Origin of the sequence: Amycolatopsis dendrobii (assembly GCF_014145675.1) — a bacterium.
Classification (GTDB): domain Bacteria; phylum Actinomycetota; class Actinomycetes; order Mycobacteriales; family Pseudonocardiaceae; genus Amycolatopsis; species Amycolatopsis dendrobii.
Genome location: NZ_JACGZW010000004.1, coordinates 77,049 through 89,950, shown reverse-complemented (window position 1 = coordinate 89,950; position 12,902 = coordinate 77,049). Strand labels below are relative to the sequence as shown.

Genomic DNA, 12,902 nt, shown 5'->3' with positions numbered 1-12,902 from the left:
GATTTCCCGGCCAGAATCGGGTCATGACCACCGCACTGCTGCTGATCGACGTCCAGCAAGGCTTCGACGACGCCCTCTTCTGGGGCCCGCGCAACAACCCCGGCGCGGAAGCGAATATCAAGGCGCTGCTGGATGCCTGGCAGACCCGCCGAGACCCCGTAGTCCTCGTCCACCACGATTCCGTCAAGCCAGATTCGCCCCTGCGCCCTGGCCAGCCAGGCAACGACTTCAAGCCGGAACTGGCCGACGCCCGCCCGGATCTGGTCTTCGGCAAGAAAGTGAACTCGGCCTTCCTCGGCGACGTAGCCCTGGATGCTTGGTTCACCAGGAAAAACATCACCAGCTTCGTACTGGCCGGAATCCAAACCAACTTCTGCTGCGAAACCACCGCCCGCATGGGCGGAAACCTGGGCTACGACGTGACTTTCGCTCTGGATGCCACCTTCACCTTCGACCTGACCGGCCCAGACGGCAGCACCCTGACCGCGGACGAACTGTCCAAAGCAACCGCGGCAAACCTCCACGGCGGCGGCTTCGCCACAGTGAAAAGCACCAAGGAAATCCTCGCCAGCTTGCCGTGAGGGGAACCCTGATCGACCCTGATCCCCTCGCGACCCGCCCCGCGCCCGCTGCCCCGGTGCCGCCCCAATGTGGCGTTCGGTGCATGCGACGCACCCAACGCCACATTGGGGCGCAAACCCCACCACTCGCGAAACCGCAGCCAGTGCACTCAACGATCGATGCACCCACACCACCCCCGCACCCCGATACGAAGCCACAATGCGGTCTGAGGGTGCTTGTCAAGGCATCTTTCCCGCCTTGACAAGCACCCTCAGACCGTCATCACAATCAAGCTTCGGGGTGCCCCACGCAACCCCCACGGCAATGTCGCCGCCAGGCGGCGAGCCGCTAACCACCCAGCCCGTGCCGCTCCCGAACCAATTCCACAATCCCGGCCATAATGTCGGTCAATTCGTAATCCTTGGGCGTAAACACCCGCGCGATACCGCGTTCGGTGAGCAGCGCGGCGTCGTCGGGCGGAATAATCCCGCCCACAATAACCGGAATATCTCCAGCCCCTGCCGCCCGCAGCCCGTCGACCACCAACGGCACGACCTCCAGATGCGAGCCGGAAAGCACCGACAGGCCGACCACGTGCACACCTTCCTGCACCGCGGCCGCGACGATCTGGTCCGGAGTCAGCCGGATGCCCTGATAAACAACCTCGAACCCGACATCCCGAGCCCGCACCGCCACCTGCTCGGCGCCATTGGAATGCCCGTCCAGCCCAGGCTTCCCGACGAGGATCCGCAGCCGCTCCCCCATCTCGGACTCGGTGCGCCGAACCAGCTCCCGAACCCGCTCCAGCCCAGGATCCCCCTGTCCGGCGGCCGAAGCAGCGGAAACCCCGGTAGGCGCCCGGTACTCCCCGAACACCTCCCGCAAAGCGCCCGACCATTCCCCGGTCGTCACCCCAGCCCGGGCACACTCCAAAGTAGCCTCGAACAGATTGTCCGAAGTGCCAGCCGCATCCTTCAACGCGGCAAGAGAAGCGGCGACAGCGGCGTTATCCCGCTCTTCCCGCCACTTCTCCACCGCAGCGACCGCGGCCTTCTCCACCGCCGGATCAATAGTCTCGATCGCCTTGGCGCCCTCAGCCTGCAACGGCGACGGCTCAGTCGTCTCGAATTTATTCACCCCGACGAGAACCCGCTCGCCGTTCTCCATTCCCCGCCGATACTCCGCGAGCGACGAAACCAGCTGCGACTTCATGTACCCGCTCTCGACGGCGGCCACCGCCCCGCCGAGATCCTGTACCCGCGCGATCTCCTCGCGCGCCCCGGAAACGATCTCGTCGACCTTCGCCTGCACCACGTGCGATCCGTCGAAAATGTCTTCGTACTCCAGCAAATCCGTCTCGAACGCGAGCACCTGCTGCATGCGCAACGCCCACTGCTGGTCCCACGGCCGAGGCAGCCCCAGCGCCTCATTCCACGCGGGCAGCTGAATCGCCCGCGCCCGCGAACCCCGCGACAGCGACACGGCCAGCATCTCCAGCACGATCCGCTGGACGTTGTTCTCCGGCTGCGCCTCGGTCAGCCCGAGCGAGTTCACCTGCACGCCGTACCGCAGCCGGCGCGCCTTCGGGTTCTCGACGCCGTAGCGCTCGCGCGTCAGCTCGTCCCACAGCTGCGTGAACGCGCGCATCTTGCACATCTCTTCGACGAACCGGACGCCCGCGTTGACGAAGAACGAGATCCGCGCGACGACCTTCTCCATGTCGGCCTGGTCGACCTGGCCGGAGTCGCGCACCGCGTCCAGCACGGCGATCGCGGTGCACAGCGCGTACGCGACCTCCTGCGTCGGCGTCGCACCCGCCTCCTGGAGGTGGTAGCTGCAGATGTTGATCGGATTCCATTTCGGCACGTGGTGCACGGTCCACGCGATCATGTCGGTGATCAGCCGGAGGCTCGGCCCTGGCGGGAAGATGTAGGTGCCGCGGGAGAGGTATTCCTTGATGATGTCGTTCTGCGTGGTGCCGGTGAGCTTCGCCAGCACCTCGTCGACGTCGCGGCCCTGCGCCTCGGCCTGTTCGCGGGCCACCGAGACGTACAGCGCGAGCAGCCACATCGCGGGCGCGTTGATCGTCATCGAGGTGTTCGCCTCGGCGAGCGGGATGCCGTCGAACAGCTGCCGCATGTCGCCGATGTGCGAAACCGGCACACCGACCTTGCCGACCTCGCCGCGCGCGAGCACGTGGTCCGGGTCGTAACCGGTCTGCGTCGGGAGATCGAAGGCGACCGACAGCCCGGTCTGCCCCTTGGCGAGATTCCGCCGGTACAGCTCGTTGGACGCGGCGGCGGACGAATGACCCGCATAGGTGCGCATCACCCAGGGCCGGTCGCGCTCGTGGTCGGTGGGGTACGGCACGGTGCACCTCTCTTCGCCGAGACGACCGCCCGAGTGTACCCGCCGGTAACTTAATCGGCGGAGTGGATTCGGCCACGCCCGGGTGACGCGCCGGGCCGGACGACCACTACCCCGCGGTCGAGGTCGACGGTACCCAGCGGAGGCGCTCCCTGCGCGTCCTCCTCGAGGGTCATCTCCGCCGAATCCCGGTGGTCGAGCTCATGGCGCTTGGTGCCGTAGAGGAAAGCGGTGACCTCGTCGAGGTACGTCGAAGACAGCCGCGCCTTGAGCCGGGACGGTTTCTTCTTCCGCCGCAGCTCCCACCCGCCGACGATCAGCAGCGCGATGGTGGCGACCGGCAGCGAGAGACCCAGCAAGGTCAGCAGCATGCTTCACCCAACGACCGGGGCGCGCGGAGCGTTCCGGGAGATCAGGTCGGCGACGTGCGCCGCGTCCGGAACGGCCATCAGCTCCGGCAGGATCGGGTACCAAGCGGGCCGCGAACGGAAGCCCTGGTCGCGCAGCCACTCGCTGACCGTGGGATGGAAGTCGATCGTCCCGGTACCGTCGCCGTGGTCGCGGACTCGCGGTGGGCGGAGGTCGGCGAGCTGGACCCACCGGAACTCGGCGCCGGGCGGCGATTCCGACACGAAGATCAACCTGCGGTCGGTGACCAGGTACGTCGTCACGGCGATGAAGCCGCGACGCTCGCGGTTGCGCTCGATCCCGCCGTTGAAAACAAGGCTGAGCACGGCGATCCAGCCGACCATGACCCAGTAGCTCAGGTTCAGGGTCGCGATCAGCACCGAGACGACGAGGAGCAGGATCCCCACCGTGAGGTAGTAGTGGTAATCGCGGTAACGCCGCACATACCGCTGCGGCCGCCCGGACCAGAGCAGCTGTTCGCCCTCGGCCAGTGGATACATGACGCCCTCCTCGCTCCCGAAGAGAACACGCCGTCCGGTTCGCCCGGGTTGCCCGGCCAGCCGGAATTATTGGTGCGGCAAGGGCGAGCGCGGAGCGTTCTGCGAGATCAGCTCGGCGACGTGCTCCGGATCCTCGATCGCGATCAGTTCGGGCACCATCGTCGCGAGCGACGACTGCGCCCGGAACTGCTGGTCGCGCAGCCAGTCGCGCAGGGACGCCCCGAAGCCGACGGTGCCGGTGCCGTCCCCGTGGTCGCGAACCCGCGGCTCGCCCAGGTCGGGAAGCCACACCCAGCGGAACTCGGCGCCGCTCGGACGGTCGGCGACGAAGACGAGCCTGCGATCCGTGACGAGGTAGGTCAGCACCCCGAGCAGCACCTTGCGCTGCCGGTTCCGTTCGACGGCCAGCCCGAGCACCAGGCCGAAGAAACCCGGCCACAGCGCGAAGAGAGCGATCTCCACGCCGAACTTCACGGTGCCGACGACGCCGATCGCGGCAAGCGCCGCGAAGGCCACGATCGCTACGACGTAACCGTGATAGTTCGCGTACCGGCGGGGGTACCGCTGCGGCCGCCCGGACCAGAGCAGCTGTTCGCCCTCGGCCAGTGGATACATGACGCCCTCCTCGCTCCCGAAGAGAACACGCCGTCCGGTTCACCCGGGTTGCCCGCTGGCCGAAAGCACTGTGACGGAAATCCGCGAGACGCCGGCCGATCCGGAATCTACCGTGGTCAGACGTGACGTGGAGCGGATACGGCAGTTATCTGGTGATCGTGGTCCTCATCGTGCTCGCGCCGGGGCCGGACACGATGGTGATGCTGAAGAACGCGCTGTCCGGCGGGGCGCGCGGCGGCTTGCTGGCCACGGCGGGCATCTTCGCCGGCAACGCGGTCCAGGGCACCGCGGCGGCGCTCGGGCTCGGCGTCGTCATCGCCCGTTCGCAGCCGGTGTTCCTCACGCTCAAGTGGCTCGGCGCGGCGTACCTGCTGTACCTCGGCTTCCAGGCGCTGCGCGGTGCGTGGCGCGGCAACTACGACGCGGTCGCCGACACCCAGCGCAGGCGCACCAGCGGCTTCCGGCGGTGGCGCGAAGGGTTCCTCTCGAACATCACGAACCCCAAGGTGCTGGTGCTCTACCTGTCGGTGCTGCCGCAGTTCCTCGACCCGGTGCGCACGACGACCTGGGACGCGCTGGTGCTCGCGTACACGGTCGCCGTGCTGGGCACGATCTGGCTGCTGGTCCTGCTGTTCTTCGTGCACCGGGTCCGCGCGTGGCTCAGCCGCCGCAAGGTCCGCCGCGCGCTGGACGGGGTGACCGGCACCGCGCTGGTCGGGTTCGGCGCGGCACTGGCCCTGGAATCCTCGTGAGTGTTCACGCCGGTCAGAACCGGAACTAACACTCACGAGGCCTCACAGCACGTCGTCCAGCCAGTCGTAGATCCGGCCGCTCGCGAGCCGCATCGCGCCGACGTGGCAGTGCGCGTCCGCGCCCTCCTCCGCGGTGAAGTTCAGCAGCTTCTTCGGGCCGCTGATCCGGTCGTACAGCTGCTGCGGCTGGCCGGTGAAGAACAGGTCCTCCGGCGCGTCGCAGATCAGCGCCGGGCACGTGATGCGCTCGGCCACGCCGTCGAAGAGGTGGTATTCGAGATACTTCGCCAGGAACTCGCGATCGGACGCGCCGCCCATCACGTAGCGGCCGTGGCCCAATGCCCAGCGGACGGTCGGGCTCTGCTCCTTCGCAGCGGCTAGAAAGGCATCCAGTTCAGGGTCCTCCGGTGCGTTCGCGCGGCGGACGATCTCGTCGCGGTCCCACGGGAGTTGCTGCACGAAAGCCGCACCGGCGTCGAAGAGCCCGTCCACCGCGACGACGGCCGACAGCCGCGGTTCGAACGCGGCGGCGCGCGGCGCGAGCATCCCGCCGAGGCTCCAGCCGATCAGGGCGACCTTCTCCGGGAGCACGCCGGGGAGCGCGAGGGCGTAGTCGAGCACCTGGCCGACGACGTGCTCCCAGTCCGGGCGGAACAGCATTCCGTCGCGGTGGACGGCGCTGGGCTGGCCGGGGCCGTCGAAGGTCAGCACGTGGTAGCCGCGTTCCTGGCCCGCTGTCGCGCCCATGAAGTGCAGGTCCTCGGCGCTGCCGTCAAAACCGTTGTGCACCACCAGAAGCGGCTTCGGACCGTCGCCGGGAGCGCGGTAGAAGTAGCCGCGCAAGACGTGGCCGTCGTAGGGGATTTCGATCCGTTCGACGTGGTCGAGCGTCTCCACCGCGCGCTGGAAGCACTCGACGTTGCGCTCGTAGGCGTAGTTGATTCGCGGGTCTTCCGGGTTGCCGTGCAAGAAGAACTCGGCGCGGCGATAGTACGTCGAGGCGCGCAGGTACGCGTCGCGCGCGCTGATCGGATGCATGGTGGCGGCCTCGGCGTAGAGCCGCTCGGCGGTGGCGAGCCACGCGTCGTGCCAGCTGTCGTAGTCACCGGATTTGATGTTCGACGCGGTCGCGACGATCTCGCCGAAATCCGCGCCCCCGTATGCGATCTCGCCAAGCGCGATCAGGGTTTCGAACCAGAACTGCGGGTCGTCTTCGAACAGCAGCGGCTTCATCGGATCTCCTCTTTCGCGAAGGTGCGGAAGTCACGGGCGGGTCGCCCGGTGACCCGCTCGACGGTGTCGGTCACGCGGTCCTCGGCACCGCCGCGGATCGCCTCGTCCAGCAAGGCGAGCATTTCGGCGTACGACTCGGGGAGGCCGTCGCGGACCAGGAATTGCTGGTACTCGTAAGGCGAAACCGAGGCGTGCACGACCGGATGGCCGAGCCGTTTCCCGACGATCTCGGCCGCTTCGGCGTAACTGAGCGCGCGCGGACCGGTGATGAGGTGGTCGGTGTTGTGCGGTTCCGGATCGAGCAGCGCGCGGACGGCGACCGCGGCGATGTCGCCCGCGTCGACGAACGCCACCCGGGCGTCGCCGGTCGCGGTCACGATCCGGCCCGCGCGGGCGCTTTCGCCGACGAGGTGCCCGGCGGTGAAGTTCTGCATGAACCACGACGGCCGCAACACCGCCCAGCCCGGCTGACGGCGGACCAGGCCGGGCAGACCGCCCACCACCGGGGTGTGCTCGTCCACGGCGGACGAACTGAGCAGGACCACGCGTGCGTCCGGCGCGTGCTTGAGAAACGCCTCGACCAGCGGCTGCGGCTCAGTCCCGACCGGGGCGATCAGGTAGACCGCCGAGACCCCGTCCAGCGCCGGACCGTACGTCGCGGGCTCGTCCCAGTCGAACCGGATCTGGCCTGGCTCAACGGGATTCCGGGTCGCCGCGCGCGGTCGTACACCGGCGGCTTCGAGCCCGCGCACGACGCGACTGCCGGTGGTGCCGGTCGAGCCGAGCACGAGGACGTCAGACACCCGGCACCCCGAGCACCTCGGTAACGGCGAGCGGGCTCCAGTAGTCGCGGTAGCGGCGGATCAGGCCGTCGCGGACAGTCAAAACCACGACGTAGCGCAGGCGGTACGGCTTCTGGGTGGCGACCGCGATGCCGGCCAGTTCGAACTCCGCGATCGAGACCTCCGGGTCGGTCGTCTGGTGCACGGTCTTCGCGACGACCTCGCGGTGGTCGAGCAGGTTCGGATAGTCGCTCAGGTACTCGGCCAGGGCCGCGCGGCCTTCCACGCGCTCGGGCCGCCCGGGCGCGGCGAACGGGAACTCGGTCACGGCGTCCTCGGCGAACAACTGCAGGAATCCGGCCATGTCGTGCTGGACCAGCAGGTCGAGCGCGTGATCGATGAGTGTCATCGAGCCCCTCCTCAGGATCGGACGAGACGGTACCGTCTCGTCGTCAACGTACACGGGACGGGACCGTCTCGTCCACACGCTATGCTCACCGGCATGACGACCCGCCGGACCCCGACCGGGGCTGCCGTTCTGCAGCCCGACGTCACCCGCGCCATCACCGAAGCCGTGATCGACGAACTCGCCGAAGTCGGCTTCGGCAGGCTGTCGATGGAAGCGGTCGCGAAACGCGCGGGGGTCGGGAAGAGCGCGCTGTACCGGCGCTGGCCGTCGAAGGACGAAATGATCGGCGCGGTCATCGCGGAGTTCAGCCTGGCCCGCGCGGCGGACCCGGACACCGGCAGCCTGCGTGGCGATATCCGGGCGACGCTGGAAGCGCTCTACGAATGGATCACGCATCCGCGGTTTTCGCGGATCTTCCCCGGGTTGATCGCGGAGGCCCGCCGAAACCCGGAAATGGCCGAGTTCGCCCGCGAGACCATCGGCGGACCGCGGCGGGCGATCAACCGGGCGGTGTTCACCAGGGCGATCGAGCGCGGGGAGATCCCGGCGGATACGGATCTCGAACTGGCCCTGGACATGGGGGCGGGGATTGTTTACTGGCGGTTGATCGTGCGCGGGGTTCCGGCCGAGGAAGGGTATTTGGATCAGGTGACGGATTTGGTGGTGCGCGCGTTAAGCGCGTAACCGGCTTACCGGAGGGTTTCAGCTCCAGGGACACCTCGACCGGAGCGGCGACCTGGAAAGTGCCCTGGTGCGCGCCGGTCGGAACGTACGAGCGGGTGGTGGCGTCGAGCCGGTAGCAGAAGACCGTGAGCCCGCCGACCTCGTCGGTGGTGTTCTCGATCCGCCAGAACTGCGGAATTCCGGCGGCCGCGTACTCAGCGGGTTTGTCGATCTGATCAACAGTGATCGATCCTGGCGACATTACCTCGACGCCGGAGGTCGACATCGAACTCGACGGCGAGATCGCTGCCGCAGGCGGTTTCGAGTTCGTAAGACAGCCGCCGAATGATTCTCTGATGCATGCGGCGAGGGGCCGGGTTCACGACTATTGCTCCGTCGACAATTTCGACGGTACGGCAGATCTCTTCGTCGAGTGCCTCGTAATCGGCCACGGTCAGGCCTCCGGGCGGAAGCACCATCCAGTCGGGCAGCGCAGTCATCTCCAACCCCGTTCCTCACTGGCAGACCCAGGGCACGGACCTTGTCTACGCCCGCTCCGGCTCCCCCGTCACCCGCTCGATCCGCGCACCCAGCCGGTTCAAGTTCTCCACGAAATGCGGGTACCCGCGGTCGATGTGGAACACGTCCCACACCTCAGTCACGCCGTCCGCGCACAGCCCGGCCAGCACCAGCCCGGCCCCGGCGCGGATGTCCGACGCCCACACCGGCGCGCTCGACAGCTTCTCCACGCCCCGGACCACCGCGTGGTGGCCGTCCGTGCGGGCGTCGCCGGACAGCCGGATCATCTCCTCGATGAACCGGAACCGCGCCTCGTAGACGTTTTCCGTGATCATCGACGTGCCCTCGGACACCGCGGACAGCGCGACCGCGAACGGCTGCAGGTCGGTGGCGAAACCGGGGTACGGCAGCGTCACCCAGTCGACCGCTTTGGGGCGTTCCGGCTGGACGATCCGGAAACCCTTGTCGTCGTAGGTGGTCACCTCCGCGCCGGCCAGGCGGAGCTTGTCCAGGACCAGGTCGAGGTGGTGCGGGTTCACGCCGCGCACGGTCAGGTCGCCGCGGGTCATCGCGGCGGCGAACGCCCAGGTCGCGCCGACGATGCGGTCGCCGATCACGCGGTGTTCGGTCGGGTGCAGCGCCTCGACGCCGTGGACGGTGAGGGTCGAGGTGCCCGCGCCCTCGATCTTCGCGCCCATCTCGGTCAGCATCGTGCAGATGTCGGCGATTTCCGGCTCGCGGGCGGCGTTGTCGATCACCGTCGTGCCCTCGGCCAGCACAGCCGCCATCAGGATGTTCTCGGTCGCGCCGACGCTCGGGAAGTCCAGCCAGATCTGGGTGCCCACCAGCGTTTCGGCCTTCGCGACGACGCAGCCGTGCTCGATGGTGCTCGTCGCGCCGAGCTTGCGGAGGCCGTTCTGGTGCATGTCCAGCGGACGCTGGCCGATCGCGTCGCCGCCGGGCAGCGCGACGACCGCCTGCTTCAGCCTGCCGACCAGCGGGCCCAGCACGCACACCGAGGCGCGCAGCTTGCCCATCGCCGCCGAATCGGCGCGATGCGACAGCTCCGCGGGCGTCGTGATGCGCGCCGTGTCGCCCTCGATCTCCACCTCGCAGCCAACGCTGCGCAGGACGTCGCCCATCAGCGGGACGTCCAGGATCTGCGGGCAGTTCGTGATGGTCGTGGTGCCTTCGGCCAGCAGTGCCGCGGCCATCAGTTTCAGCACGCTGTTCTTGGCGCCGACCACGTCGACCTCGCCGACCAGCCGGGCTCCGCCATGCACGTCGAAGTGCTCGCTCATGGCCGCCAATCATGCCCTCTCGCCCAGTTTTGCCCGAACCCGGGCCGGTAGAGTCGAACGTATGGTGGTTCGTATCAACCGGGTCTACACGAAGGTCGGCGACAGCGGCACGACCGCGCTCGGCGACGGTTCCCGGGTGCCCAAGACTTCGGCCCGGCTGTCCGCCTACGCCGACACCGACGAGGCCAATTCCGTGCTCGGCCTGGCGATCGCGCTCGGCGGGCTCTCCGACGAGATCGCCGCCGTGCTGCGCCGGATCCAGAACGACCTCTTCGACGTCGGCGCGGACCTGTGCCTGCCGATCCAGGAAGACCCGCCGTACGAGCCGCTGCGCATCACCGAGGCGTACCTGGAACGGCTCGAAGGCTGGTGCGACGAGTTCAACGAGCGGCTGCCGAAGCTCACGTCGTTCATCCTTCCCGGCGGCACCCCTGGCGCGGCGTTCCTGCACCAGGCGCGCACGGTCTCCCGCCGCGCGGAACGGTCCGCGTGGGCGCTGATGGAGGCCGAGCCGGACACCTCGAACCCGATCGCGGCCAAGTACCTCAACCGGCTTTCGGACCTGCTGTTCATCCTCGCCCGGCTGGCCAATCCGGAAGGCGACGTACTGTGGCAGCCGGGCGGCTGATCGCCTCCGTTCCCGCCGCGGCAGTCCTCGCCGCCGGCGGCTGGGCGGCTCGCAACCTCAAGACGTACAGCTGGGCACTGGCCCGTACCCGGCGGGCCGGGTTCACCGAACACGACGTGGTGGTCACCGGCTCGAAGCTGCACTACGCCCAAGGCCCGGCGGGTGCCAAGCCGCCGCTGCTGCTGATCCACGGCCAGGCCGTCGACTGGCACAGCTACGCGCGCGTGCTGCCGGACCTGGCGCGGGACTTCACGGTCTACGCGGTCGACGTCCACGGGCACGGCCAGTCCGCGCGGACGCCGGAGAAGTACACGGCGGCAGCGGTCGGCGCCGACCTGGCCCGGTTCGTCGAGGAGGTCATCGGCGCGCGGGTCGTCGTGTCCGGGCATTCGTCGGGCGGCCAGCTGGCGGCCTGGCTCGCCGGCAACCGGCCGGATCTGGTGAGGGCGGTCGTGCTGGAGGACCCGCCGCTGTTCACCACTCTGCTGCCGCGGGCGGAGAAGACCTGGAACTGGGTCGACCTCGCCACGGCCTGCCACACGTATCTGGAGTCCGGCGAATCCGACTGGGGCGCCTATCTCTTCGCGCACCAGAAACTGTGGGACTTCTTCGGCGACGGCGCGGAACGCATCATCCGCTCCGGGCTCAAGCAGCGGTCCAAGCATCCGGACCGGCCGATCACGCTGTTCTTCATGCCGCCGAGCTGGAACGACATGCAGCGCGCGATCGAGCTCTACGACCCGCGTTTCGGCGACGCGTTCTACACCGGCGCGTGGGACGAGGGCTTCGACCACGAGGCGACGCTGCGCAAGATCGAGGTTCCCGCGATTCTCGTCCACGCGAACTGGAAGTACGGCGAGGACGGCGTTCTTCAGGGGGCGATCGACGCCGAGGACGCGCGGCGGATCGCCTCGCTGGTCAACGACGTCCAGGTCGTCCGGGTGGACAGCGGGCACAACGTGCACGGCGAGAAACCCGCACGATTCACGGACATCGTCCGCTCCGTCACCCGACGGCTCTGACTACCGGGCCCAGCCGGCCTCGTGCGCGGCCCAGTACCGCTCGTAATCCACGTCCCACGTCGAATCCCGGCCAGGCTCGACAGCCTGGGCGGCGGTGAGGTCCTCGAGCCGCACCGGTTCCGGCAGGGTCTGCCAGCGGCGGGCGCGGTCTTCCCGTTCTCGGGCGTCCATGCGTCCAGCGTAGCCCCGGCCGACCTGCCGCACGAGAAGCAAAAACCGGGCCCGCCACCGCATCCACGGTGGCGGGCCCGGCTGAAAACTCACGACGCTCGCGGCAGCCTTCGCCCCGGCGGAGCCGATTCGAGCCACGACAGGAACCCGGTCAGCGCACCCGGTCCCATCGCGATCTCGATCGCTTCCTGGTCCGAGGACTCGCATCGCAGCACCGTCGAGCCCTCAGGCACCGCGTACGCCTCGGAACCGGACGGGTCCCGCCGGTCGGCGATCTGCATGCTTTCGCGCTGGAACACGCGATCCGGGCCGGTGCGCAGGCTCCACACGCGATACCAGACGAACTTCTCGCCCTCGTACCGGCCGAGGCCGAGATGCCAGCTCGACCGCGGGCTGTCCGGACGCCACCGCAGCGCCACGCTCACGCCGCCGCCGCGGCGCATCCGGATCCACCGCTGGCCGTACCAGCCGACCACGACGACGAGCACGATCAGGAGCACTAGCACCACCACAGCGATCTGCACGGCCCGGCTCCTGCCCGTCTAGTCCGCTCAGACCGACTGTCCAGCCGCGCGGAGCTGGGCCGTGGCCCTTGTCCGCTCGGCCTCGTCGCCGGTGCTGAGGGCTGCCTTCGCGGCGGCCACGTCGATTTCGTCGGACAGTTCGGCACTCTCCGCGAGCACGCTCACGCCGGTCGCGGTGACGGACAGGAATCCGCCGTGCACCGCGGCGGTCAGCACGTCGCCGTCCGTCGTGTTCACCTTCACCACGCCACCCTCGACGAGCTGGCCCAGCACCGGCTCGTGTCCGGGCATGATGCCGATCTCGCCCTCGGTGGTCTGCGCCACCACGAAGGTGGCGGTACCCGACCAGAGCCGGCGCTCGACGGCAACCAGCTCCACGGACATCTCAGCCACGTAGCACTCCTTCGCTCGGGGTGTCACCACCGAGTGTAATAGGTCTTGCTTCGG

Annotated in this window: 17 protein-coding genes; 5 read left to right on the top strand and 12 right to left on the bottom strand. The window is 68.5% G+C overall.

What is annotated here, in order from left to right:
- The first annotated feature begins 23 nt into the window (after window positions 1-23).
- Window positions 24-581: a cysteine hydrolase family protein gene (locus tag H4281_RS12160; RefSeq protein ID WP_182890992.1), complete on the top strand. Its 558-nt coding sequence runs from the start codon at window positions 24-26 to the stop codon at window positions 579-581.
- 328 nt (window positions 582-909) lie between these two features.
- Here H4281_RS12160 and H4281_RS12155 read toward each other — a convergent pair whose 3' ends face one another.
- The 4 genes from H4281_RS12155 to H4281_RS12140 form a co-directional block, all read right to left on the bottom strand.
- Window positions 910-2,931 carry an ethylmalonyl-CoA mutase gene (locus H4281_RS12155; RefSeq protein ID WP_182890991.1) on the bottom strand — a complete coding sequence of 674 codons (2,022 nt, stop codon included), beginning with the start codon at window positions 2,929-2,931 and terminating at the stop codon, window positions 910-912.
- A gap of 50 nt (window positions 2,932-2,981) precedes the next feature.
- Complete coding sequence (locus tag H4281_RS12150; RefSeq protein ID WP_312872097.1) at window positions 2,982-3,299, bottom strand: DUF6191 domain-containing protein; 318 nt, start codon at window positions 3,297-3,299, stop codon at window positions 2,982-2,984.
- 3 nt (window positions 3,300-3,302) lie between these two features.
- Entirely contained in the window at window positions 3,303-3,836 is a 534-nt protein-coding gene (locus H4281_RS12145) for a hypothetical protein (RefSeq protein ID WP_182890990.1), read from the bottom strand.
- A gap of 66 nt (window positions 3,837-3,902) precedes the next feature.
- A complete protein-coding gene (locus tag H4281_RS12140; protein ID WP_182890989.1) occupies window positions 3,903-4,451 on the bottom strand; it encodes a hypothetical protein in 549 nt (182 codons plus the stop codon).
- A 122-nt stretch (window positions 4,452-4,573) separates the two neighbouring features.
- Here H4281_RS12140 and H4281_RS12135 point away from each other — a divergent pair, with 122 nt between their 5' ends.
- Window positions 4,574-5,203, top strand: coding sequence for a LysE family translocator (locus H4281_RS12135; protein ID WP_182890988.1), 630 nt, complete (start codon window positions 4,574-4,576; stop codon window positions 5,201-5,203).
- 42 nt (window positions 5,204-5,245) lie between these two features.
- Here the strand turns inward: H4281_RS12135 and H4281_RS12130 are convergent, their stop codons facing one another.
- Genes H4281_RS12130 through H4281_RS12120 form a run of 3 tightly spaced genes read right to left on the bottom strand, consistent with a single transcriptional unit; the run spans window position 5,246 to window position 7,627 of the window.
- A complete protein-coding gene (locus H4281_RS12130; RefSeq protein WP_182890987.1) occupies window positions 5,246-6,436 on the bottom strand; it encodes an alpha/beta hydrolase family protein in 1,191 nt (396 codons plus the stop codon).
- The gene (locus tag H4281_RS12125; RefSeq protein WP_182890986.1) at window positions 6,433-7,239 is read right to left on the bottom strand and encodes an NmrA family NAD(P)-binding protein; all 807 of its coding nucleotides are present in this window, start codon (window positions 7,237-7,239) and stop codon (window positions 6,433-6,435) included. The genes H4281_RS12130 and H4281_RS12125 overlap by 4 nt, the downstream gene beginning before the upstream one ends.
- A complete protein-coding gene (locus tag H4281_RS12120) occupies window positions 7,232-7,627 on the bottom strand; it encodes a nuclear transport factor 2 family protein (protein ID WP_182890985.1) in 396 nt (131 codons plus the stop codon). The genes H4281_RS12125 and H4281_RS12120 overlap by 8 nt, the downstream gene beginning before the upstream one ends.
- Window positions 7,628-7,720: 93 nt before the next feature.
- On the opposite strand from H4281_RS12120, the gene H4281_RS12115 reads away from it, so the two are divergent.
- Window positions 7,721-8,311 carry a TetR/AcrR family transcriptional regulator gene (locus H4281_RS12115; RefSeq protein WP_220507147.1) on the top strand — a complete coding sequence of 197 codons (591 nt, stop codon included), beginning with the start codon at window positions 7,721-7,723 and terminating at the stop codon, window positions 8,309-8,311.
- A 215-nt stretch (window positions 8,312-8,526) separates the two neighbouring features.
- Here the strand turns inward: H4281_RS12115 and H4281_RS12110 are convergent, their stop codons facing one another.
- Entirely contained in the window at window positions 8,527-8,790 is a 264-nt protein-coding gene (locus tag H4281_RS12110; protein WP_246411749.1) for a PDDEXK family nuclease, read from the bottom strand.
- A 45-nt stretch (window positions 8,791-8,835) separates the two neighbouring features.
- Window positions 8,836-10,110 carry a UDP-N-acetylglucosamine 1-carboxyvinyltransferase gene (gene murA / locus H4281_RS12105; RefSeq protein WP_182890983.1) on the bottom strand — a complete coding sequence of 425 codons (1,275 nt, stop codon included), beginning with the start codon at window positions 10,108-10,110 and terminating at the stop codon, window positions 8,836-8,838.
- Window positions 10,111-10,171: 61 nt separating this feature from the next.
- Between murA and H4281_RS12100 the strand changes: the two genes are divergently transcribed.
- Together H4281_RS12100 and H4281_RS12095 are read left to right on the top strand one after the other, a co-directional pair.
- Window positions 10,172-10,738, top strand: a complete 567-nt coding sequence (locus H4281_RS12100) for a cob(I)yrinic acid a,c-diamide adenosyltransferase (protein WP_182890982.1) — start codon at window positions 10,172-10,174, stop codon at window positions 10,736-10,738.
- Window positions 10,720-11,760: an alpha/beta fold hydrolase gene (locus H4281_RS12095; RefSeq protein ID WP_182890981.1), complete on the top strand. Its 1,041-nt coding sequence runs from the start codon at window positions 10,720-10,722 to the stop codon at window positions 11,758-11,760. Before H4281_RS12100 ends, H4281_RS12095 begins: the two co-directional genes overlap by 19 nt.
- On the opposite strand, the gene H4281_RS12090 is transcribed toward H4281_RS12095, so the two are convergent.
- The 3 genes from H4281_RS12090 to H4281_RS12080 all read right to left on the bottom strand — a co-directional run bounded on the left by H4281_RS12090 (window position 11,761) and on the right by H4281_RS12080 (window position 12,848).
- Window positions 11,761-11,931 (bottom strand): hypothetical protein, encoded by a 171-nt coding sequence (locus H4281_RS12090; protein ID WP_182890980.1) that lies wholly within the window; start codon window positions 11,929-11,931, stop codon window positions 11,761-11,763.
- Between the two features lie 89 nt (window positions 11,932-12,020).
- Entirely contained in the window at window positions 12,021-12,455 is a 435-nt protein-coding gene (locus H4281_RS12085) for a DUF2550 domain-containing protein (RefSeq protein ID WP_037815359.1), read from the bottom strand.
- Between the two features lie 27 nt (window positions 12,456-12,482).
- Entirely contained in the window at window positions 12,483-12,848 is a 366-nt protein-coding gene (locus H4281_RS12080) for a F0F1 ATP synthase subunit epsilon (protein ID WP_009082582.1), read from the bottom strand.
- Window positions 12,849-12,902 lie beyond the last annotated feature (54 nt).